This is a genomic window from Chitinophaga qingshengii (assembly GCF_014529935.1).
Lineage (GTDB): Bacteria > Bacteroidota > Bacteroidia > Chitinophagales > Chitinophagaceae > Chitinophaga > Chitinophaga qingshengii.
Genome location: NZ_JACVFC010000001.1, coordinates 2779774 through 2801811 on the forward strand (window position 1 = coordinate 2779774; position 22038 = coordinate 2801811).

Annotated in this window: 18 protein-coding genes; 2 read left to right on the forward strand and 16 right to left on the reverse strand. The window is 48.5% G+C overall.

Annotated features, from left to right (window positions below; all coding sequences use genetic code 11):
- Positions 1 to 39: 39 nt before the first annotated feature.
- The 3 genes from purQ to ICL07_RS10630 all read right to left on the reverse strand — a co-directional run bounded on the left by purQ (position 40) and on the right by ICL07_RS10630 (position 3439).
- Complete coding sequence (gene purQ, locus ICL07_RS10620) at positions 40 to 735, reverse strand: phosphoribosylformylglycinamidine synthase subunit PurQ (protein WP_188087877.1); 696 nt, start codon at positions 733 to 735, stop codon at positions 40 to 42.
- A gap of 187 nt (positions 736 to 922) precedes the next feature.
- The gene (locus tag ICL07_RS10625; protein ID WP_188087878.1) at positions 923 to 1900 is read right to left on the reverse strand and encodes a hypothetical protein; all 978 of its coding nucleotides are present in this window, start codon (positions 1898 to 1900) and stop codon (positions 923 to 925) included.
- A gap of 15 nt (positions 1901 to 1915) precedes the next feature.
- Complete coding sequence (locus tag ICL07_RS10630; protein ID WP_188087879.1) at positions 1916 to 3439, reverse strand: hypothetical protein; 1524 nt, start codon at positions 3437 to 3439, stop codon at positions 1916 to 1918.
- A 192-nt stretch (positions 3440 to 3631) separates the two neighbouring features.
- Between ICL07_RS10630 and ICL07_RS10635 the strand changes: the two genes are divergently transcribed.
- Positions 3632 to 4543: a TIGR01777 family oxidoreductase gene (locus ICL07_RS10635; protein WP_188087880.1), complete on the forward strand. Its 912-nt coding sequence runs from the start codon at positions 3632 to 3634 to the stop codon at positions 4541 to 4543.
- Here the strand turns inward: ICL07_RS10635 and ICL07_RS10640 are convergent.
- The 7 genes from ICL07_RS10640 to ICL07_RS10670 form a co-directional block, all read right to left on the reverse strand.
- Positions 4532 to 5773, reverse strand: coding sequence for an anthranilate synthase component I family protein (locus ICL07_RS10640; RefSeq protein ID WP_188087881.1), 1242 nt, complete (start codon positions 5771 to 5773; stop codon positions 4532 to 4534). The two genes, ICL07_RS10635 and ICL07_RS10640, sit on opposite strands and share 12 nt — an antisense overlap.
- A 72-nt stretch (positions 5774 to 5845) precedes the next feature.
- Positions 5846 to 6298: a hypothetical protein gene (locus ICL07_RS10645; RefSeq protein ID WP_188087882.1), complete on the reverse strand. Its 453-nt coding sequence runs from the start codon at positions 6296 to 6298 to the stop codon at positions 5846 to 5848.
- A gap of 93 nt (positions 6299 to 6391) precedes the next feature.
- Positions 6392 to 7663 carry an adenylosuccinate synthase gene (locus ICL07_RS10650; RefSeq protein ID WP_188087883.1) on the reverse strand — a complete coding sequence of 424 codons (1272 nt, stop codon included), beginning with the start codon at positions 7661 to 7663 and terminating at the stop codon, positions 6392 to 6394.
- 218 nt (positions 7664 to 7881) lie between these two features.
- The gene (locus ICL07_RS10655; RefSeq protein ID WP_188087884.1) at positions 7882 to 10131 is read right to left on the reverse strand and encodes a RelA/SpoT family protein; all 2250 of its coding nucleotides are present in this window, start codon (positions 10129 to 10131) and stop codon (positions 7882 to 7884) included.
- Positions 10132 to 10187: 56 nt separating this feature from the next.
- Positions 10188 to 10970 carry a response regulator transcription factor gene (locus ICL07_RS10660; protein WP_188087885.1) on the reverse strand — a complete coding sequence of 261 codons (783 nt, stop codon included), beginning with the start codon at positions 10968 to 10970 and terminating at the stop codon, positions 10188 to 10190.
- A gap of 119 nt (positions 10971 to 11089) precedes the next feature.
- On the reverse strand, positions 11090 to 12529 hold the full coding sequence (locus tag ICL07_RS10665) for an alpha-L-fucosidase (protein WP_188087886.1): 1440 nt from the start codon (positions 12527 to 12529) through the stop codon (positions 11090 to 11092).
- Positions 12530 to 12531: 2 nt separating this feature from the next.
- Positions 12532 to 15123, reverse strand: a complete 2592-nt coding sequence (locus ICL07_RS10670; RefSeq protein ID WP_188087887.1) for a beta-mannosidase — start codon at positions 15121 to 15123, stop codon at positions 12532 to 12534.
- A 55-nt stretch (positions 15124 to 15178) separates the two neighbouring features.
- Here ICL07_RS10670 and ICL07_RS10675 point away from each other — a divergent pair, with 55 nt between their 5' ends.
- Positions 15179 to 15349, forward strand: a complete 171-nt coding sequence (locus ICL07_RS10675) for a DUF6728 family protein (RefSeq protein ID WP_188087888.1) — start codon at positions 15179 to 15181, stop codon at positions 15347 to 15349.
- 20 nt (positions 15350 to 15369) lie between these two features.
- Here the strand turns inward: ICL07_RS10675 and lpxB are convergent, their stop codons facing one another.
- The 6 genes from lpxB to ICL07_RS10705 form a co-directional block, all read right to left on the reverse strand.
- Positions 15370 to 16479 (reverse strand): lipid-A-disaccharide synthase, encoded by a 1110-nt coding sequence (gene lpxB / locus ICL07_RS10680; RefSeq protein ID WP_188087889.1) that lies wholly within the window; start codon positions 16477 to 16479, stop codon positions 15370 to 15372.
- A gap of 17 nt (positions 16480 to 16496) precedes the next feature.
- Complete coding sequence (locus ICL07_RS10685) at positions 16497 to 16799, reverse strand: hypothetical protein (RefSeq protein WP_188087890.1); 303 nt, start codon at positions 16797 to 16799, stop codon at positions 16497 to 16499.
- A gap of 33 nt (positions 16800 to 16832) precedes the next feature.
- On the reverse strand, positions 16833 to 17609 hold the full coding sequence (surE, locus tag ICL07_RS10690; protein WP_188087891.1) for a 5'/3'-nucleotidase SurE: 777 nt from the start codon (positions 17607 to 17609) through the stop codon (positions 16833 to 16835).
- A gap of 84 nt (positions 17610 to 17693) precedes the next feature.
- Complete coding sequence (locus tag ICL07_RS10695; protein ID WP_188087892.1) at positions 17694 to 18479, reverse strand: ABC transporter permease; 786 nt, start codon at positions 18477 to 18479, stop codon at positions 17694 to 17696.
- Positions 18476 to 19369 (reverse strand): ATP-binding cassette domain-containing protein, encoded by an 894-nt coding sequence (locus ICL07_RS10700; protein ID WP_188087893.1) that lies wholly within the window; start codon positions 19367 to 19369, stop codon positions 18476 to 18478. The genes ICL07_RS10695 and ICL07_RS10700 overlap by 4 nt, the downstream gene beginning before the upstream one ends.
- Positions 19370 to 19474: 105 nt before the next feature.
- Positions 19475 to 21874 carry a 3-hydroxyacyl-CoA dehydrogenase/enoyl-CoA hydratase family protein gene (locus ICL07_RS10705; RefSeq protein WP_188087894.1) on the reverse strand — a complete coding sequence of 800 codons (2400 nt, stop codon included), beginning with the start codon at positions 21872 to 21874 and terminating at the stop codon, positions 19475 to 19477.
- Positions 21875 to 22038 lie beyond the last annotated feature (164 nt).

Genomic DNA, 22038 nt, shown 5'->3' on the forward strand with positions numbered 1-22038 from the left:
TTTCTTTTTAATTGGTTGGTTGATTGGATTGATGATTGATTAATTGTTGTTATTGATCAGGCTTTGGAAGATCAGCTGCCCGTCAGTGTTACCGAGCGCTCTGCTGGTAGCTCTTTCCGGGTGAGGCATCATTCCAAATACATTCCTTTCTTTATTGCAGATACCTGCGATGTTACGGATGGCGCCGTTATGGTTAGCAGTGTCAAGAACATTGCCAAACTCATCACAGTAACGGAACAGGATCTGTTTGTTTCTTTCCAGCTCGTCCAGGGTAGCGTCGTCAGCATAGTAACGGCCTTCTCCGTGGGCAATGGGGATCATCAGCGGACGACCGGTCACGTCTTTGGTGAGGGAAGCCACATTGTTTTCACTTTTCAGGAAGATGTTTTTGCAGATGAACTGCTGGTTCTGGTTGCGCAGCAGTACGCCCGGAAGCAGACCCGCTTCGCACAGTACCTGGAAACCATTGCATACACCTATCACACGACCGCCTTTGTTGGCAAATTCGATCACGCTCTGCATCATAGGGCTGAACCTGGCGATAGCGCCGCAACGCAGGTAGTCACCATAGGAAAAACCACCCGGTAATACAATACAATCTGTTGTGCTGAATGCGCTCAGGTCTTTATCCTTATGCCACAGCTCTATTACTTCCTGGCCAAGATCGTTGCGCAGGGAATCAATCATGTCATGATCACAGTTAGAGCCCGGAAAGGTGACAACACCAAATTTCATCTGAAAATGTTTTGTGTTTATATGTAAAAAATGCTTTATAAATCATCTTCCCCATCATTCACATGATATTTATACATCATTTAAATACCACTGGGAAAGGACAAAATTACTTTTCCTATTGCAATTTTCCATTGCCGCTCATCCTGATTTAACAAATTACTGGCGGCCAATTACTTAAAAAAGCAGTTTAACTGAAATATTGCATGACGATCATATACGCCAGCACAACGAAGTGGATAACGTTGGCGAAAGTTTCATTGGTAACAGACCAGAATACATTACCGGCAAACATTGCCACCGGTAATACCGCCAACACCCAATAAGCGGGAGAGAAATGTACGTTGAAGAAAGGCACCAGCATGGCTACCAGCACATATACAATCAGCACCGCCCATATTTTACGCCCCTGTATCAGCATTTTCATCAGCGGACGTTGCAATAGCAGCCATCCCAGCACAAAAAACAGCAGACAGGCAATCATGGCGCCCCATACTTTATAATCCGTGATCAGCGGGAACGACAGCCCTATATTGGGAATCTGCCGTAACACCGTCATTTGGTTGGTCAGAAACAGGTAAGTACCCATCAGGTATATCGGGCAGATCAACCCAAGAATGGCGATAATCCACTCCGCCAGCCGGAAAGCCCGCATAATCAGCAAACTTACCAGCAAGAGCAAACAGAATATAATAGAAGGGAAATAAATCAATCCACACATACCCAGGGCGAAACCGATGTTAAACACCACATCCCGGGCGGAAGTCCGTGTGTACAGCTCCGTTATACTGGAAAATACCCACAGCATAATCACATTCACCAGCAGGGCGGGAGAAAAGACGTTCCAGCTCTGTAACAGGGAAGTAAACAGCAGGTAACACATCGCCGGCAAATACGTGGGCTTGGGAAACAACCGGTGATGGTTGATGATCTTGGTCAGCAACAAAGACTGTAGCAGGATCAGCATCACCGCCAGCGAGGTAAAGAGGAAAGGACTACCACCGGTAAACACATGCAGCCACCTGACCAGCAGGTTATACAAAAGGCCTTCAGACCCGTCCGCCATATAGGTGACAGGATGCAACAGATAGTAGAACTTAACCAGTAATGTGTATATCAGCAACAGCAATACCGTAAGCGGATTGCCTGAACGGAAAAAACGTATCACAGTGCAAAGGTGTGATTAAAAGTCAATTTTAGCAAAGCAAATATAGTTTCTATAAACTACCGGCACTAACACCGTCCGGGCACTGATTTGTTTTCCGTACCTGGGCATCCAGGTGAAACCCTTATCCAGGTTACGCAGCGTAGGCATACGGGTCACTTTTCCCCCCGGCGCCAGGCTCACATCTGTAAGCATATAGGCTCGCCTGTCCAGCTCATTGTACAGGAAACGCAGCTCACTGCCGATGTTCACCATCAGGTAAGACAGATACAGGTCTGCATTGTCGTCGTACTGGCTTTTACGTACGAAATTATTCCATTGCATGTTGCCCTCCTCATCGAAAGACAGGACAGCCACATTGTCGTAGTGATACCGCACCCCCTGAGAGTTATTCCAGTACCAGGGGTTATAATACAACGGGGAATACGGGGAATAATAATAAGGGGAATACATGCCGCCATAAGGGGAACCGTACATATAATTCCAGCGGTTCCAGGGCTGATAGCGGGAAGAAGTATAAAATGATTCCGCTGTCAGCAGGAAGCCGCCATTGGCGGTATTAATAATCTTGCGAATGAAGTAATCATTGAAAGCGGCAGAGGTATTGGATTCACCGCGGGCATTCATTTTCAGTTCATTGGAAAACACGACGGACTTTTCATATACCGGTTTGTTGTTCTGATAATCGAACTTATAGAGGTACATGCCTTCCACGTTCCCTCGTTTCTGTTTGTAATAGAAAGCGGTGATCTGGGCGGTATGCCGGTTGTTATCCAGTTTCATTTTCACTTCATCGAGCAGCTGACCTTTAAAGGAGAGGGCGGATACTTCAAAGCTGTCTACCAGCGCACGCTTCATCACCATGCTGCCACTGACAACATAGTCGCGGTTGGATGTACGTTCCAGCTTATTCAGCACCAGGTCCCCGTCGTTGGTGAGGTTAAAATTGCTGAGGAACTGTTTCCGGCCGGCCATGGGCAGCGACAGGCGGCTGTTGTTGACCAGCGCCATGGCACTATCGTAGAGGAAAGTATAAAATACGTTGTTGTCTTCCTTATCCTGGTTGATTTTATACACCAGGATACGGCGTTTGTCTTCAGACACTTCCAGGGAATATACTTTGTTCTCCTTGGAATACATACCGATACGGGTAGAGTCGATCAGGACAGGCGCCTCATTAAAGCGGGCTTCCGGCGTCATGGTGGCGCAGAAGCTGTACACCGCATCCTTACGCTGGAACTGGTAGATCATCAGGACTTTATCCTGGTAAGCCACGAAGTCCATGCTGATCACTTTCCTGGGGAGAAAGTCCAGTTTTACCCGGTCTTTCAGCTGCATATCGCCATCATACACGGACACGGAATAGTCGCCCCGGTCAGTTTTATACACGAGTATATTGCCACCCACCTTACCTATGATTTCAAATTCGGTGCTTTTGTAATCATCTTTTTCCGGTTCAGAATAGGAAATTTTCTGCGCTACTGCGGCACTACCGGCGAAGAGTAGTAGGAGTAACAGTTGAAAGCGGTATAGCATGTGCATACTCTAATGAAGTTTCGATAATGCTGTTGAAAATGGTAGCCGACGCGAACAACCGCGTCATTTTCAAACTTACATTAAAAATCAGAAATTACTGCGGCAATTTACATGATGTAAATCACGTCTCTACTTAAATACCAAAAGGCTGGATTTATTGTGTATTTTTAATAAAATATTTTTAAAGCAGATAACCTGATGGAGAGCGTTTTGATAACCGGCGGTACGGGATTGGTTGGAACGGCATTGACCCGTCTGCTGCTGGAGCGCGGCTATAAAGTAATTATCCTTACCAGGAAACCGGAGCAGGGTACCAATAGGGATGTCCGTTATGCCGCCTGGGATGTGGCGCAACAGACAATAGATATCAATGCATTGCAGGAGGCCGACTATATTGTCCACCTGGCAGGCGCCAACGTAGGCGAGAAAAGATGGACGGCAGCCCGTAAGCGGGAAATCCTGGAGAGCCGTACGAAAAGCAGCGAACTGATTGTCAAAGCCCTGCAAACCCATCCCAATAAAATCAGGAAAGTCATCAGCGCCTCTGCTACCGGTTATTACGGAGAAAGCAGTGATCGTGCATTCATAGAAACAGACCCGCCGGCGACCGATTACCTGGGGAGTACTACCCTGGCCTGGGAGCAGAGTATTGCGCCGGTAGCGGCACTAGACAAGAAGCTGGTCATTTTTCGTACCGGTATTGCACTGAGCCGGGAAGGAGGTGCCTTGAAAGAATTTTATAAACCGCTGAGATTTGGTTTTGCTACCGTGCTTGGCTCAGGCGATCAGTATATCAGCTGGATTCATATACAGGACCTGGTCCGCCTGTATTTTAATGCGATCGTCAACGATCAGCTGGAAGGTATCTATAATGCTGTAGCACCGCAGCCTGTACGGCATAAAGAGCTGATGCTCACCATGGCCCGTGCCGCCAAAGGCAACAGTTTCATCACCAGTTATGTGCCGGCATTTGCCCTCAAACTGGCGCTGGGTGAAATGAGTGTGGAAATCTTAAAAAGTGTAAATGTCTCTTCCCGGAAAATACAGGATACCGGGTTCCAGTTCTCCTACCCTACTATCGGGGAAGCTATGGAGCAACTATTCAAATAACCGTACCATCGCGGCAGCCTTGAGCAGGCATTCTTCCCATTCCAGTTGCGGATTGCTGTAAAACGTAATCGCGGAGCCGGTTTGAAAGGACAGGTATTGCCGGCTGGCATTGTAAATGATGCTACGGATAACCACGTTAAAATCGAAATCACCTTCGGGCGTGATATAGCCTACAGCGCCGGAATACAGTCCACGGCGGCTTTGCTCATATTCCTCTATCAGCTGCATCACGCGGATTTTGGGAGCGCCGGTCATGGAACCCATCGGGAACGTATGTTGCAGGATGTCTGTCAACCTTGTACCAGGGGCCATTTCCGCCGCTATGGTAGAAATCATCTGATGTACCTGGGCAAAAGAATAGATGCCGCACAGCTCCTTTACGTGTACACTGCCCCGTAAAGCGGTGTGTGACAGGTCGTTTCGTACCAGGTCTACCACCATAATATTTTCCGCTCTTTCTTTGGGATGGTTGCGCAACGCTTCCTGCAATGCCTTATCTACCACAGGATCAGGGTCTTTTCTGCTGGTACCTTTGATCGGTTGGGAGATGACTGTATTGCCTGTTTTTTGCAGATAGCGTTCAGGGCTGGAAGAGATCAGGTAGCGGTCCTGCAAACGGTAATACGCCGCAAACGGCGCAGGTGACAGGGCATTCAGCTGCGAGAATAACGCAGGCGGATATACGCTGGCGTCTTCCATAAAATTCTCCCGGCAGAAGTTCACTTCATAACAATCGCCCCGCAGGATATGTGCCTGCAGGCCTTTTACAGCATCTATGTACCGGGTATGATTCAGGCGAGCCTGTAAAGCAGACAGGCGGGGCGCTGACGGCGCATTAACGGTAACGGGCATACGAATTACATCCCTGTACACTGCGGTGGCGTCTTCCACCGTAAAGTGAATACCGCCGATATGTGCTTCGTTGTTTTTCAGGAAGATAACGACCCGGGGCTGAAAGAAGTGCATGTCCGGGAAACCGGTACCGTCGGGATTTTGGGAATGCAGCCCGGGAACTGTTTCATTTTTGAGATCATAGGCCAGGTGGCCAAAGAGCCAGTCAGAATGCCTGGCATAAAACTTTTCCAGCGCAGGGAAAGCGTTACCGGCGTCGGCTTCCAGCGTTTGCAGTGCATCTGCGGCCAGCAGTGCTTCAAAACGATGATAGTCAGATGGATAGTTATTATTATCCAATAAACAACAAATGTTGAACTGGTTACCCCAATTCAACATTTGTTGTTTAAATATTTTCTGATCGTTGACCGGAAAAATGTGAAATATTCTGATACTAATCGCTTTTAATCCTTAAAAATCGTCGTCCTCGTCGTCAAAGCGGTCATTGAACAGGTCCATGTCCTTGAACTCGTCGTCCAGGCCCAGGTCGTCATCGTCATCGGATTTTTTGCTACCGCCGGCAGGACGGCCACGTTTACCTTTTGACTTAGGCATGTCGAACTCTTCAAAGTCCGGATCATAGTCATCATCTTCGCCCTTTTCCCACGCGTCATCCATGTCATCCATATCATCATCATCCCCATCCTCATCCTCATCGTCGTCGCTTTTACGTTTGGATTTGGAAGCTGACTTATCTGATTTCTTTGAGGGTTTCTTGGATGTAGTTTCCTCTTCATCCTCGTCATCCTCATCATCTTCATCCACCTCTTTCTTAGGCTTGGCCGCAGCTTTGGGAGCGTCTTTTGCAGTCTTAGGAGAAGTAGTTTTTTTCGTCTCTTTCTCTTTATCAGATTTTGATTTCATAATAGGTTCACTTATTTCTTTGCCGTAAAGTTTTAACAGTTTTTTTGATTAGCCAAATTTTTTTTGCCGTTTTTTTTCCTTAATTTTTGTGGTTTAGCGCTCCAGTATCTGATCCCGTCCCGGCCCGTTGGAAACGTATTTCACGGGAACGCCCAGATATTTATCTACTGCTTCCACAAAAGTTTTCATCTCTGAAGGTAACTCGTTGAACTGCTTGCAGGTAGCAGTCTTATCGCTCCATCCTTTGAAAGTTTCCCACACTGGTTTTACATCCAGTCCGTTGAGTTGGAAAGGCAATTCTTTCGTTTGTTGGCCATTGATGTCATAGGCTGTGCAGGCCAGTACTTCATCAAACTCATCAAGTACGTCGCTTTTGGTCATTACCAGCTGGGTAACGCCACTGAGCATACAGGTATAGTTCAGGGCAACCAGGTCGATCCAGCCACAGCGGCGGGGACGGCCGGTTACGGCGCCAAATTCATGACCAGCGGTACGCAGTTGTTCACCGGTAGCGTCGTGCAGTTCGGTCGGGAACGGACCGCTACCTACGCGGGTGCAATACGCTTTGGTAACGCCAATTACTTCTTTGATCCATTGCGGAGCAATACCCAGTCCGGTACATACGCCGGCGGAAATGGTATTGGAGGAAGTAACGAAGGGATAAGTACCGAAGTCAACGTCCAGCATGCTTCCCTGTGCGCCTTCTGCCAGTACTTTTTTGCCGGCTTTCAGTTTTTCGTTCAGGAAATATTCACCGCTGACGATGTTCATTTTTTTCAGGAAAGGCACTGCTTCGAAGAATTCTTTTTCCCAGGCTTCGATGTCTGCTTCCAGTCCTTCTACGTTATATTGGGAGAGCATCTGCAGGTGTTTCTGCTTCAGCTTTTCGTACAGTGTTTCAAAATCGGCGGAGATCACATCTCCTACGCGCAGGCCGTTTCTGCCTGTTTTGTCCATATAGGCGGGACCGATACCTTTCAGGGTAGAACCGATTTTGTCATGGCCTTTGGAGATCTCGGAAGCTTTGTCCAGCGCACGGTGCGTAGGAACAATGATATGCGTTTTTTCCGCGATAAAAAGGTTTTTTGTCAGGTCAATACCCAGGGCTGCGATGTCTTCACTTTCTTTTTTGAAAGCTACCGGATCCAGTACCACACCATTACCGATGAGATTAATGGTTTTGTCATGGAACACACCGGAAGGAATAGTGCGTAAAACTACTTTCTGACCGTTTACATACAGGGTATGGCCAGCATTTGGTCCACCCTGGAAACGGGCAATTACGTCGTACCTGCCGGCAAAATAGTCCACAATTTTACCTTTGCCTTCGTCGCCCCATTGCAGGCCTAACAAAACGTCTACCATAATGATTTAATTAATTATCGGAGGTTGCTTTTAAAAGAAGTGGCAAAATTAAGCTGAAATACCACAAAATCAAATTTCTCTCGCAAAGCATTTTAAGTGAGCAAAGGAGCAAAGAAGATATTTGAAATTATTGTATTATCTTTTTTTGTTCCTTTGCTCACTTAAAATGCTTTGTGAGACAGCTTTGCTACTTTGCTCACTTAAAATGCTTTGCGAGACTATAATTGCGATTCCTCGAGTCGTTGTACAGACTGGATACCATCCAGTTTCTTCAGCCTTTCTACCAGCTCATCCAGTTCTTCTTTGTCATGCACATACACTTTGATGAGGCCTTCAAAAAGCCCTTCCTTAGATTCGATGCTCAGTGCGGAGATATTGACTTTCAGCTCACCGGAGATGATATTGGTGATTTTGTGGATAACGCCCACATCGTCCATACCAATAATCCGTAACCCTGTGAGGAAAGAGATTTCCCTGTTTTTGACCCACTTGGTTTTCACCACGCGGTGGCCGTAATTGGCCAGTAACTGGGCGGCATTGGGACAGTTGGTCCGGTGTATTTTCAGGCCTTCGCTGGCGGTGATAAAGCCAAACACGTCGTCCCCGGGGATGGGACGGCAGCAATTGGCCAGTTTATAGGCGATTTTATCGGAGCTTTCCCCGAAAATGATCAGTTCCGCGTCTTTTTTGGACGGGAGCTGGTGTCTGACATGTTCTTCCGGTACGTGTTCCGGCTGTTTGACCGGCTTCGGCTGTTCCAGCTTATCACCCAGCAGGGAGAACTGTTTCAGCTCTTTCAGGTCTATATTTTTTACCGCGATCTGGTAATACAGATCGAGCGGGGAAGGTTGTTTGTAGAACTGTACCAGTTCGTTGATATTGTGCTGGCTGGCCGTGATCTTCATATGGTCCAGCTTGCGCTCCAGCGCAGCTTTCCCATCCATGGCCACTTTGCGTTTTTCTTCCTTCAGCGCGTCCTTGATTTTGGACTTGGCTTTGGCGGTCAGTACAAAGTTGAGCCAGTCTTCTGATGGCTTTTGTTTGCTGGAGGTGATGATCTCCACCTGGTCGCCGCTGCGCAGTTTGTGGCTGAGCGGTACCAGCTTATAGTTGACCTTGGCGCCGATACACTTGTTCCCCACCGCACTATGGATCGCATAGGCGAAATCCAGCGTGGTAGAGCCTACCGGCAATATTTTCAGGTCGCCCTTGGGCGTATATACGTAGATCTCTTCTGTAAAGAGATTGCTTTTAAAATCGGCCAGGAAATCGAGCGTATTGGAGTCCGGATTGCTAAGGATTTCCCGGATTTGGGTAAACCATTGATCGAATTTAGACTCCTGCGCCTGGTTGGGAGAGCCTTCCTTATAACGCCAGTGGGCGGCCACGCCTTTTTCGGCGTAGTCGTTCATACGTTTGGAGCGGATCTGTACTTCCACCCATTTACCCTGTGGGCCCATTACCGTTACGTGCAGGGCTTCATAACCGTTGGATTTTGGGTTACTAAGCCAGTCGCGCGTACGTTCCGGGCTGGGGTGGTAAAAGTCCGTGATGATGGAATATACCTTCCAGCAGTCAGCTTTTTCCTTGTCCAGCGGGGAGTCCAGGATAATGCGGATAGCAAACAGGTCATACACTTCTTCAAAGGCGACCCCTTTGGTTTTGATTTTATTGTGGATAGAGTGGATGGATTTGGGCCTGCCGTAGATTTCGAAGGTAAATCCTTCCTCCTGCAATACTTCCTTGATTGGTTTGATGAACTCGTTGATATAACGGGTCCGTTCGCGTTTGGTTTCCTTGAGGCGACGGGCAATTTCACGGTAGGTTTGTTGTTCCGTGTATTTCATGGCCAGGTCTTCCATCTCGGATTTGATGTTGTACAATCCCAGGCGGTGGGCCAGGGGGGCGTAGATAAACACCGTTTCAGACGCTATTTTGAGTTGTTTTTCCCGGCTCATACTGTCGAGGGTACGCATATTATGCAACCGGTCGGCCAGTTTAATGAGGATTACCCTGGGGTCGTCTGCCAGGGTCAGGAGTATTTTTTTGAAATTTTCCGCCTGGGCGGTGCTGGTATTGGAATCAATAACGGTGGATATTTTGGTGAGGCCATCCACGATATGGGCGATTTCATTGCCAAATTCGCGGGACACATCTTCCAGGGTTACTTCCGTATCTTCCACGGTATCGTGCAACAAGGCACAGATGGCGGAGCGTACGCCCAGCCCTATTTCTTCCACACATATTTGTGCTACGGCCAGGGGATGCAGGATATAGGGTTCGCCTGATTTACGGCGCATTTCCTTGTGTGCATCCGCTGCCATTTCAAAAGCAGTACGTACCAGCTCCCGGTCGCCTTTTTTCAAGCGGGGTTTGAGTGCCCTCAGCAAGGCGCGGTAATGCCGGACGATTTCCTTTTTTTCCTGCTCTTCGTCGAGATTATATTTTTGAACTGCCGCTGTTTCCATCGGCCTAAAGTTACGATTTAATATAATCTGAAAAACAGGGGTATAGCCGGGTACCGCTATTGTTTTGTCTGACTAGGGGTGATGGGAATAGAAATTTTCTCCAGTGGGAGGAGGTCTTTAGGGACATTGAGGCGCATACCTACGTTAAAGATCGTTTCCAGCGTGAGCCGGGGCTCCAGTTTTATCTGTTTACGGATCTTCCCGATAAATACGTCCATACTGCGGCTGGAGGTAACGTCATCCCGTCCCCAGAGCTTCATCAGCAGTTCATCTTTTTTGATTATAACATTGGGCCGGTTAAAGAAATAACGCAGCAGTTTGGCTTCGGTAGGAGAAAAAGTAGCGACGTAGTCTGTCTGGCTGTTTTTGGGGTATACTTTCATTTTGCGGTAGTTGAACGTATGTTCGCCTACGATATGCCCTATCAGCAGTTCCGTTTTGGGGGGCCGGGTCCATTTGAGAAAGGCTTTCACCCTTCTTTGCAGTTCCAGGAGGCTGAAAGGTTTTACGATGTAGCCGTCAGCTCCCAGGCGGAAACCGTCCAGGCGGTCGGCGTCCATGGTTTTTTCGGCTGACAGGAAGAAGATGGGCACCAGTGTATTTTTGCTGCGCACCTCTTTGGCCAGCTGAAAACCATTTTTTTTGGGCATTACAATATCCAGCAGCAGCAGATCGTACCGCCTTCGCTGAAACTCTTCCCAGGCATCTTCCCCGTCCATACAGTGCTCCACCTGATACCCGATGCTTTCCAGGTTTCTTTTGACGAGGTCTCCCAATGCCTTATCATCCTCTGCCAGCAGAATCCGGGGGTTCTTATTCACTTGGGTTTGCATGTTCATAGTCAACCTTTTTGGACATCTACCTATAAAACAGAAAAACAGGCTGCCTTGGGTTATCGGCGGCCTGTTTTCTTATTCACTGTAAATTAACACTAATTCACATTATTTCAACATTAATTTCACATCTTATCCACAGCGCTTATACGAATGGCGACAGCGTGATTCCAGGCCTGCTGCCTAAGCTTTTCAGGTATATGTACGGTAACAGTATCCCCTTCGGTTTTCCACATCAACTTACCGGAAGCTCCCAATAACTGCAAAGAGGCCCGACTGGCAGGTTTTAGCCCCTTAAAAACAATGGTGGCAGGTAGCTGCTCCTGCTCATCCAACAGGTAAATAGCGTATACACTGCCGTCTTTTTTACGGGTGAAACATACTTTACCATCCTTATACGGCGCTATCGCCCGGGTACCATAAATAGCCGCACTGTTCACCTTCATCCAGTCACCAATGCCTTTCATGGTGGTATAGGCAGCTTCATGCAGCTCCCCATCCGGCCCCGGACCCACATTCAACAGGTAGTTACCGCCCTTAGCCACGATATCCACGAGATGGTGGATCAGTGTACCTACGGGCTTGTATTTGTCATCTGGTACATAGGACCAGGAGCTGCCCATCGTCATACAGGTTTCCCAGGGATAAGCCAGCGGCTTCTCCGGAATCTGCTGCTCCGGTGTACGATAGTTTTCATAAGGCCCATGCACGCTGCGATCTACCACAATCAGCCCCGGCTGATGGCTGCGTGCCATTTTGGCGATACGGCCCATGTCTATATCCTGATCCTGCGGCAGCGTTTTACTCCAGGAGAGGGACTCTTTGGTCTGTTGTTTCAGCGGTCTTACCCAGCCACCGTCCAGCCACAGGATCTCCAGTTTACCATAACCGGTCATCAGTTCTTCAATCTGGTTATAGGTATACTGTTTGAACTGGTTCCATCTTTCCGGATATTTTTTAACGTCATAGTTCACATTCCGGTCGCGGGGAGGGAAATAATTCCACCAGTAGGCATCGGAATGCCAGTCGGGCTTGGAGAAATAAGCCCCGGCGTGAATACCCTCTTTCCTGAACGCCTCAAACACCTCTTTAGCGATATTGGCACGCGGATTTTTGCTGAAAGCCACATCCGGAGCGGTTACCCGGTAATCGGTCTGTTTGGTATCAAACATGCAGTACCCGTCGTGGTGTTTGGTGGTAAACACCAGGTACTTCATACCGGCTTCTTTGGCGGCCCTGGCCCATTTCTCCGGTGCAAAGCGGGTAGGATTAAAGGTTTTACCCAACGCCTGGTATTTTTGCAGGTATTCAAAATAAGGCATCTTCGGATATTTACGCCCTATCCACTCTTCATCTTCCGGGCAAATACTCCAGGACTCTACGACACCCCACTGGGAATAAGGCCCCCAGTGAATGATCATCCCAAATTTCCAGTCCTGCCACTCATCCAGCTTTTGCACCACCACCGGATCTGTTTCCGGCACATACGGCGGTTCTTCTGTTTGTGCACTGGCTGCATTCACTGCCAGCCAGGCACAACCCAACGCCATCCATAATTTTCTCATAGTCATTTTTTATAAGTATCTACCAAAGACGTAATCGTCAACCCTGCCTTGATGTCCACCGGATTACGCCTGGTGTATATCCGGATGGTACGGCTTTCTCCAGGCAACAAGTCAAAGTAATTTTCTTCAAACCGCTCGTCCGGGGCTGCATTGTTCAACTGTAAATAAACATTCCTGGCGAATTTGTCTGTCCGGACAGTCATCAGCACACTACCATCTGCAGCTGCCTGTTTCCCGAAAGTGACCGCGATAGCCGGTTTCTCCATCGGCATATCCTTCGCCGGGGCAAAATAAATGATATTACGCTTGATAAGCTTATTGTCAATTCGCAGTTCTGCATAGCATATTACCTCAGCAGGATTCCTGCCTTTCAGCATGGCAGCGGTATCTGCACTGAAAATTTTCCGGCTGGCATTGGCTGTCATCGTTACGCCGGGCAACGTTTTTTGCCAGACAGGGTTACCCGCCAGGTCAACAACGGTCAGTTCCACATCCCCTTTCTGGTCGCGCATTTCGTCGGATACCGCGTATAGGTACAACTGATTATTTTCGATAACGCCGGAAAGCAACAGCGGGGTAAATGCGTCTTTTACATAGTACTGCAGCGCTTTCCAGCGGCCGTAGTAGTCACGCCCCGACCAGGAAGGACCTGGCCAGCAGTCGTTCAACTGCCAGTACAAAGTACCCATACAATATGGCATCGCCCTGCGATGTGCTTCTATGGCTACTTTCATTCCTTCCGCCTGTAATACCTGGCTGAGATACACAAAAGACGGGAAGTCTTTCGGCGCCTGATAATAATGCAGCATATAGGTACGGATAGCGGTATTGCCCTTGGCAGGGCTCTTCTGATGCGACTGCATCACATTGGAATAAATATCATAATCCGCCCTGGTGGCAAAACTATCAATGGTGGCCATTTCCGGGAACGATTGAAAACCGTATTCACTCATAAACCGTGGTACATGTGTGTTAAACGCTTCAAACCATTCCATGCCGTGCCATACGCCCCAGTAGTGGTTATCACCTTTGGTAAAATCTTCTTTCTTACCCCAATTGCTGATAGGGGAAGAATGAAAATAAAAACGTCCGGGGTCATTTTCCTTTACCACCGCCGGCAGTAAGTTTTTAAATAACTGATCATAGCCCTGCTGCAATTGCGCCCACTGTGCATCGGTATAAGCATAGCCGCTTTGCCAACCCCAGTTTTTAATAGCCACCGCTACCTCGTTGTTACCACACCACAGCGCCAGCGAAGGGTGATTGCGCAACCGTTTAATATTATAGGTGGCTTCTGCTTTTACGTTGTCCAGGGAAGCCGTATCAGACGGGTATAACGTGCAGGCAAACATAAAGTCCTGCCATACCAGGATACCCTTCTCATCTGCCAGGGAATAAAAAAGATCATCTTCATAAATACCACCACCCCATACGCGGACCATATTAAAATGGCTGGCCTGCATATCATCAAAAAGTTTTTTATAGGTAGATGCAGTAACCCTTGGCAGAAAATTGTCCTGCGGGATGTAATTGGCCCCTTTCATGAAAACCGGCCGGCCATTGACTTTCACATAAAAACTTTCTCCCAGGCTGTCAGGTTTATTTACCACTTCAATGGTTCGCAATCCTATCTTTTGCTGGTCTTTATCGAGCACGGTAATATTATCCAGCAGCTCGGCCGTCATCGTATAACGCGCCTGCGCCCCCAGTCCGGCTGGCCACCACAGCTGTGGCTGGCGGATCTGTATGGGCAATTGCACTGTATTACGGCCTTGTTTCAACGTAACTTTTGTGGTGGTGACCCTCGTGGTATTGCCCGGTTGAGTAGACAATTTAATGCTGTAAGTCCCCGGCTTTACCGCTTCTATTGTAGCGACAGCATTCAGTCTGGCGGCGGCCGCATCCAGCTGTTGCTGTTGCCACCATATATCACGGATGGTCGCCTTATTCCATTTTTTCAGCAGTACGGGTTTCCAGATACCGGCTGTTACAAGGCGAGGCCCCCAGTCCCAACCGTAGTGGTAGGGCGCTTTACGGGCATAGATGCTCAGCGGAATATCGCTGGCATCGTTGCCGGCCGGGTAAATCACCTGGTCTTTGAGGAACCTGGGCATATCATGTTTGACTGCGCTTTCAAAAAGTACCCGTACTTCATTATCCCCTTCCCGTAGCCAGGGTTTTACATTTACCACCTGTTCCACAAACATATTGGCCGATTGCAGCACCAGGTGATCGTTTACATATACAGACGCATAGGTGTCCAGCCCTTTGAAATCCAGCTCCAGCACGTCGTATTGCAGTTCAGCGGCTGTCAGTTTCCATTTTTTCCGGTATTGCCAGTCTTTTTTATCCACCCATTGCACAGCTTTTTCGTTGGTACCCACAAACGGATCGGGTATCAGTTGCAGGGCCAGCAGATCGGTATGTACGGTGCCGGGCACGGTAGCCGGACGCCATATCCCTTCATCCACGCGTGAGAACTCCCACCCTGAAACCAGCGTATCCGCAACGGTTCCGGTTGCATAAATCGATTTAGTAAAACAGGTTAAAAAAAAGATCGATACCAGCCATCGACCCCGTCTCGTGTATTTCATATCTTGATTTTTCAGCCAGCTTCAAAAATAACATTTGATTTGCGATCTTTGATGTATGAAACGTTTCTGGCAGCAAATATTAAGATACTTCTATATCGGCAAAGGAGACCCGAACGCGCCGAAAACACGTTATGTAGCGATGATGCACGGCATGAACCGCATCTCCATCATCGTTTTCCTGATAGCCCTGATCGTGATGATCATCCGGCTGATAAGAAAACACTAAATCATTTACGATTTTTTGATTTACGGATTTACGGATTTAGCGTAGTTGACGATTACTTCGGCAGCACGGCGACTGGCGTCTTTTTCGCCCAGTTTATGCCACAGTTCAGCATAATCGGCCATCAGCTGCTGACGGGGCTTGCCATCTTTCAACAGGTTGGTTAATTCCTTCAGCAGGTTTTCTTCTGTCAGATCGTGCTGAATTAATTCCTTTACCACCAACCGGTCCATAATCAGGTTGACCAGTGAGATATATTTTACCTTGATCAGTCGTTTTGCGAAGAAATAAGAGATGGGGTTGCCTTTGTAACAAACCACCTCAGGTACGCCGAAGAGCGCTGTTTCCAGGGTAGCGGTACCCGAAGTAACCAGGGCAGCCTTGGCCTGGCGTAATAATTTATAGGTTTGGCCTTTCACCATCGACACGTTGGGATGCTGTCCGGTGAGGCTTTCGAGGAAATGGTCGTCCAGGCTGGGGGCCTGCGCCACAATGAACTGGTATTCCGGGAAATGTTTGGCCATAGTGAGCATGATCGGCAGTTTCACACTCACCTCCTGCTTACGGCTGCCGGGCAGCACAGCTATAATAGGCTTGTCGGACAGCGGCTCCACGGGTTCTTCTTTGGCCGCCTTGATCACTTCTACCAGCGGGTGACCTACATATTCCGTTTCGTAATTCCATTTATGGTAAAAATCCTGCTCAAACGGCAGGATGCACAGCATCTTATCCACATCGCGCCTGATCTTTTTTACGCGACTTTCTTTCCAGGCCCATACCTGGGGAGAGATATAATACACTATTTTGATGCCTTGCTGTTTCGCCCATTCAGCGATACGCATGTTAAAACCGGGATAATCCACGAGCACCAGGACATCCGGTTTAAAAGCAGCGATATCTTTTTTGCAGGTTTCCATATTACGCAGGATGGTGCGGAGGTTCATCACCACTTCCACAAAACCCATGAAGGCCAGTTCTCTGTAATGTTTCACTACATTCACCCCGGCGGCTTCCATCATATCGCCTCCCCATCCACGTATATCCGCTGCCGGGTCTTGCTGCTTCATCTGTTTCACCAGGTTACTGCCGTGCAAATCACCGGACGCCTCTCCTGCTATAATATAATATTTCAATTGGTGTTGATTAAAAATTATCTGATCAGTTTAAGTAACAGTATGGCGATAGCATACAGCATGGTCATCAGAAAGATACCTTTAGCAGTAACATCTTTCCGGGTCCTGGTGTACAGAAAAAAGACCAATCCATTGAGCAGCAAACAGATGCTTACAATTTTGGGAATCATCTGATGGTTGTCTTTCAGGATATTGAAAAACTGTCCCAGTCCTACGTTATTGTGAGGTCTGATGAGGAAAAAGTAATACAGGAAAAACGCTACCAGCGGCGTGAGCAGCCCCAGTATGATTCCTAACGAAAGATTGTCTTTTTTCAACATACGGTTATTATAATGGCGAATTGCCTTTGTTCTTTAGAACTCCTTCCAGGATTCTTCCAGCTTTTTCATCAGCCGGTAGTTGGTCAGGTCAAACTGTACCGGTACTACAGACGCATAGTTATTTTCCAGTGCCCATACATCCGTATCTTCTCCCACATCCCTGTTTTTAAATTCTCCGGTGAGCCAGTAGTATTTTTTACCATGCGGATCGCGGCGTTCGTCGAATTCCTCCACCCATTTGGCATCTGCCTGACGGCAAAGGCGCAGGCCTTTAAAATCCTTTTTGTCTACCACCGGAATGTTTACATTAAACAGGCTGCCGGCAGGCAGTTCAGAATTCAGTATTCTCTCCGTCATTTCGCGGGCCACGCTGGCGGGCAGCGAAAAATCAGCATCATAACTGTATTCCAGGAAAGAAAACCCGGCGGAGGGAATACCTTCTATAGCCGCTTCCATGGCAGCTGACATAGTACCGGAGTAAATGACGTTGATGGAATGATTGGCGCCGTGATTAATACCGCTTACACAGATATCCGGTTTACGGTGCAATATCTTGTCCCTGGCCAGTTTCACACAATCTACCGGTGTGCCGGAACATTGCCATGCTTCTATATCTCCAAAAATATCAACCTGGTTCAAACGCAAAGGTACGCCAATCGTAATAGCATGCCCCATGCCCGATTGCGGGCTATCCGGCGCTACTACCACTACTTTCCCCAACGGCCGCACTGCCTCAATCAAAGCCCGTATACCCGGCGCCGTTATGCCATCGTCATTCGTCACTAATATGATGCGTTCCTGTTTTTCCATATTTCACATTTTTGCTTTGCTCAACAAATTTAAGCTCTCTCGCAAACATTTCGCTTTAAAAGAATGTGAAATATATAGCTTTTTTTACAAATCCGATTTTAATACTTTCCTGAAAACCAGGTAGATGGCCAGTGCAATGTAGCCCAGCAGCACTATCAGATAAACGCTGTCATCATACCGCGTTGACATGGAGTCCACCATTTTACCCACGAGCGGGAAAGGCAGGAGCTCATCACCGGTTTGCAGGGGCAGCAGGCCGCCAAGCGGACCGGCAACACGTTTGATGATCAGCACCAGCGTTTGTTCCAGCATCATAATATATCCCAGGAAAATAGCCATGGCAAAACCGGTCCTTTTCACCAGCACCGCCAGCAACAGGGCTATACACAGCGCCAATAGCAGTTGCAGCCAGTAATACCACATATAGCTGAAACCTTCCAGGCTGAAGCTTTGGCTACCATAAATGAATCCGAATACCACTGCGGTGAGAACAGCCGTCAACAGTGCTATCAATGATAAAAGCACCACCCAGGCCAGTTTGGCGTAAACAAACTGTCGGCGTTCCCATCCGTCGATGATATTTTGGCGGCTGGTACGGAAAGTATATTCATTGGTGACGAGGATAATGAGCATCAATCCGAATAAAGCTGTCATGTAGCTGCTGATATTAGCCACGGTTTGCCATACGGTTGGAAAACCAAAGGGAGACTGGCCCAGCATTTTGGAGGCCTGCTCCAGGTCACGCGAAGACATCACCTGCGCCGGTACGTAGTTGCCGGCCGGTATCATAATAATAGCCACCAGCAGCATTATCCAGAAAGTGCGGTAATTTTTTACCTTCAGCCATTCGGTATAGAGTAGTTGTTTCATGCGGGATCGTTCGTTATTTCCAGGAATGCTTTTTCGAGGCTCTTTTTGCGGAGCTGCAGGTGTTGCAGCCAAATACCTTGTTGCGACAGGTAGCGGTTTACCGCTGCGGCGTCCGGTGAATCATTGAATACAGCTACCACCACATTGCCGTTGAGCTGTGCACTGGTACAGCCGGGATAGGCCGCCAATGCAGTTTGCAGCGCAGTGTTGTCCGTCGCTGCCAGCTCGAGGAAATCGTGCCGGCTGATGACAGCCTCCACGCTGCCGGACTTCAGTAGTTGGCCCCTGCGCAGAATAGCCACATGGGTACATACTTTCTCCACCTCGTCGAGCAGATGACTGGCGAGGATAATGGTTTTACCGGCGCCGGCCAATTGGCGCACCAGTTCCCGTACTTCCGCGATACCGGAGGGGTCCAGCCCGTTGGTTGGTTCGTCCAGCACCAGTACATCCGGATCTCCCAGTAGCACCGAAGCAATGGCCAGCCGCTGTTTCATGCCCAGAGAATATGTTTTAAAAGCCGCGTGCTGACGGGCGGTCAGCCCGCAAATCTGCAGCACCCGGGCAATATCATCGTGCCCCCGTTGTTTGATAGCCGCAGCTATTTCGAGATTACGGTATCCGCTGAGGTAATGGTAGAAATTTGGCGTTTCCAGCAAAGTCCCCATCTGCCGGCGTTGCCGGGCAGTAGCCGGTTGATCGAACAGCGTAAAACTGCCGGTATCTGCTTTCAGCACATCGGTAACGATGCCCAGCAGCGTGGTTTTACCACTGCCGTTCGGTCCGAGGATGCCGTAGACAGCGCCTTTCGGCACGTCGAACGATACACCGGACAAAGCCTGTACAGCGCCGTATTTCTTTGAAATGTTTTGTAAAGAAAGAATTGACACAGGGAAAAAGGAGCTTTAAAATGATAAAAGAAAAGGGAAACACAGTGAAAGATCTTATGGCGAAATCTCCCCTGTATTTCCCTTATGTTGATAACAGGAATTTACTTAGTTACGTACCGGCTTACCTGTTTTGATAACGCTTTGCAGGCGTTCCAGCGTTTTACGTTCCCCGCACAGGCTCAGGAAGGCTTCCCTTTCCAGGTCCAGCAGGTATTGTTCACTCACAAAGGAAGGCTCTGTGAGATCGCCGCCACACATCACATAGGCCAGTTTATTCGCCACTTTCTGATCGTGGTCGGAAATGTAGTTACCAAAGCGCATTGCATACACGCCTGCCAGCAGGGCGCCCAGTGCGCTACGTCCCATCACTTTGATGTCTGTTCTTTCTACGGGCTTCGTATACCCTTCATCGGCGAGGGCTATCACGCTGCGTTTGGCATCGGCGATCAGGCGGGAAGCGTTCATGGTCACTTCATCGTGTCCTTTACGGAGTATGCCCATATCGAAACCTTCAAAACCGGAAGTCGCCACTTTAGCCGTGGCCACGGTCATGAAATAATCTTTCAGTGGTTCTTCCTCGATGCGGCCTTCCTTATATTCCAGGCTGGCACGGAGGGTCATTTCCTTGGTGCCGCCGCCACCGGGGATGAGGCCTACGCCCAGCTCCACCAGGCCGATGTATGTTTCGGCAGCCGCTTGTATTTTATCGGCGTGCAGCGCCATTTCACAGCCGCCACCCAGTGTCAGCGCATGTGGCGCCACCACTACCGGAATGGAAGAATAACGCAAACGCATGGTGCTGCGCTGGAACAGGCGTACAGCCATGTCCAGCTCATCGTATTCCTGTTCGGCCGCCAGCATGAAGATCATGCCTACATTGGCGCCGGCAGAGAAGTTGGTACCTTCGTTGCCTACTACGAGGCCACGGAAGTCTTTTTCAGCGCGGTCTACCGCTTTATTCAGCCCTTCCAGCACCTCGCCGCCGATGGTGTTCATCTTGGTTTTCCAATCGAAGCACACCACGCCGTCGCCGATATCGATCAGGTTGCAGGCGCTGTTTTTCCAGACAATATTATTGGAGAAGTTTTCCAGTATGATAAATTCGCCTTCACCCGGAACGGCTTTATAGGCCTGGGTTGCGATATCGTAGTAAAATTTCTTACCGCTTTCTGCTTTGTAGAAACTCTTGATACCTTTTGCCAGCATGTCTTTCACCCATTGCGCTACGGTGAGTCCTCTTTCTTCCACCAGCTTAACGGATGCTTCCACTCCCAGCAGGTCCCAGCTTTCGAAAGGTCCTATTTCCCAGCCAAAACCGGCTTTCATGGCATCGTCTACCTTGTAGATATCGTCCGCTATTTCCGGGATGCGGTGAGACACATAAGCAAACAGCCGGGCATGGAACTGTTGATAGAACTGTCCGGCTTTATCGGTGGCCGCCGCCAGCATACGCAGGCGTTGTTTCAGGTCTTCCACCGGTTTAGCGGCTTCGATGCCGGCGAACTTAGGCTTCTGTTTAGGCCCGTATTCCATCGTTTGCAGGTTGAGTGTAAGAATTTCCTTACCACCTTCTCCCTTTGTCTTTTTGTAGAACCCTTGTCCTGTTTTATCGCCCAGCCAATTGTTTTCCACTACTTTCTGTAAGAAAGGCGGTATATCGAAGATGGCTGCTTCTTCATCGTTGGGGCAGTTTTCTTTCACGCCTTTGGCTACTTTCACCAGGGTATCGATACCTACCACGTCGGCGGTACGGAAGGTGGCCGATTTGGGGCGACCTATTACCGGGCCGGTGAGTGCATCTATTTCGTCGATGCCTAAGCCCATTTCCTGCATAATGTGGAAAATGGCCATGATAGAGTATACCCCAACCCTGTTGGCAATAAAGGCCGGCGTGTCTTTACACAGCACGGTCGTTTTACCCAGGTACAGGTCTCCATAATGCATCAGGAAATCGATGACAGCCGGGTCGGTATGTGGTGTCGGTATTATTTCGAGTAGCCGGAGATAGCGGGGCGGGTTAAAGAAGTGCGTTCCGCAGAAATGCTTCTGAAAGTCTTCACTGCGGCCTTCCGTCATCAGGTGAATAGGAATACCGGAGGTATTGGAAGTGATGAGGGTACCGGGTTTGCGGTATTTTTCCACCTGTTCAAAGACTGTTTTTTTGATATCCAGGTTTTCCACCACTACTTCGATGATCCAGTCCACCTCAGCGATACGTTTCATATCATCCGTGAAGTTGCCCGTTTTGATGCGTTTTACCACATCTTTGGTATATACCGGTGAAGGGTTTGATTTGATAGCAGCTTGCAGGGCATCATTTACAATCCGGTTTTTCACGGCGGGGCTGTCGGGCGAGAGGTTCTTTTTCTTTTCAGCATCATTCAACTCTTTCGGCGCTATATCCAGCAGTAAAACCTGTACGCCGATACCTGCAAAGTGGCAGGCAATTCTTGATCCCATTACTCCCGAGCCGAGGACGGCTACTTTGTTGATGTGTCTTTGCATAGCTTTAGCCTTTATATGATCCTTGAATTTAGGATTTTTTTTCACGCAAAGGCGCAAAGCAGCAAAGAGCGCAAAGATTTATTTTAAGATTAATAAGAAAGCAAAGGAGCGAAGACCAATAGTTGATCTTCGCTCCTTTGCTTTCTTATATTCGCTTATATCAT

Excerpts from the sequence above, each read along its gene's own strand:
- ICL07_RS10695 (WP_188087892.1), bottom strand. The coding sequence starts at position 18,479 with ATGAAACAACTACTCTATACCGAATGGCTGAAGGTAAAAAATTACCGC.
- ICL07_RS10665 (WP_188087886.1), bottom strand. The coding sequence starts at position 12,529 with ATGAGAAAATTATGGATGGCGTTGGGTTGTGCCTGGCTGGCAGTGAAT.
- ICL07_RS10650 (WP_188087883.1), bottom strand. The coding sequence starts at position 7,663 with ATGGTAGACGTTTTGTTAGGCCTGCAATGGGGCGACGAAGGCAAAGGT.
- purQ (WP_188087877.1), bottom strand. The coding sequence starts at position 735 with ATGAAATTTGGTGTTGTCACCTTTCCGGGCTCTAACTGTGATCATGAC.
- ICL07_RS10660 (WP_188087885.1), bottom strand. The coding sequence starts at position 10,970 with ATGAACATGCAAACCCAAGTGAATAAGAACCCCCGGATTCTGCTGGCA.
- ICL07_RS10640 (WP_188087881.1), bottom strand. The coding sequence starts at position 5,773 with ATGTTGAATTGGGGTAACCAGTTCAACATTTGTTGTTTATTGGATAAT.
- ICL07_RS10670 (WP_188087887.1), bottom strand. The coding sequence starts at position 15,123 with ATGAAATACACGAGACGGGGTCGATGGCTGGTATCGATCTTTTTTTTA.
- ICL07_RS10675 (WP_188087888.1), top strand. The coding sequence starts at position 15,179 with ATGAAACGTTTCTGGCAGCAAATATTAAGATACTTCTATATCGGCAAA.
- ICL07_RS10635 (WP_188087880.1), top strand. The coding sequence starts at position 3,632 with ATGGAGAGCGTTTTGATAACCGGCGGTACGGGATTGGTTGGAACGGCA.
- ICL07_RS10685 (WP_188087890.1), bottom strand. The coding sequence starts at position 16,799 with ATGTTGAAAAAAGACAATCTTTCGTTAGGAATCATACTGGGGCTGCTC.
- ICL07_RS10705 (WP_188087894.1), bottom strand. The coding sequence starts at position 21,874 with ATGCAAAGACACATCAACAAAGTAGCCGTCCTCGGCTCGGGAGTAATG.
- ICL07_RS10645 (WP_188087882.1), bottom strand. The coding sequence starts at position 6,298 with ATGAAATCAAAATCTGATAAAGAGAAAGAGACGAAAAAAACTACTTCT.
- ICL07_RS10655 (WP_188087884.1), bottom strand. The coding sequence starts at position 10,131 with ATGGAAACAGCGGCAGTTCAAAAATATAATCTCGACGAAGAGCAGGAA.
- ICL07_RS10630 (WP_188087879.1), bottom strand. The coding sequence starts at position 3,439 with ATGCACATGCTATACCGCTTTCAACTGTTACTCCTACTACTCTTCGCC.
- surE (WP_188087891.1), bottom strand. The coding sequence starts at position 17,609 with ATGGAAAAACAGGAACGCATCATATTAGTGACGAATGACGATGGCATA.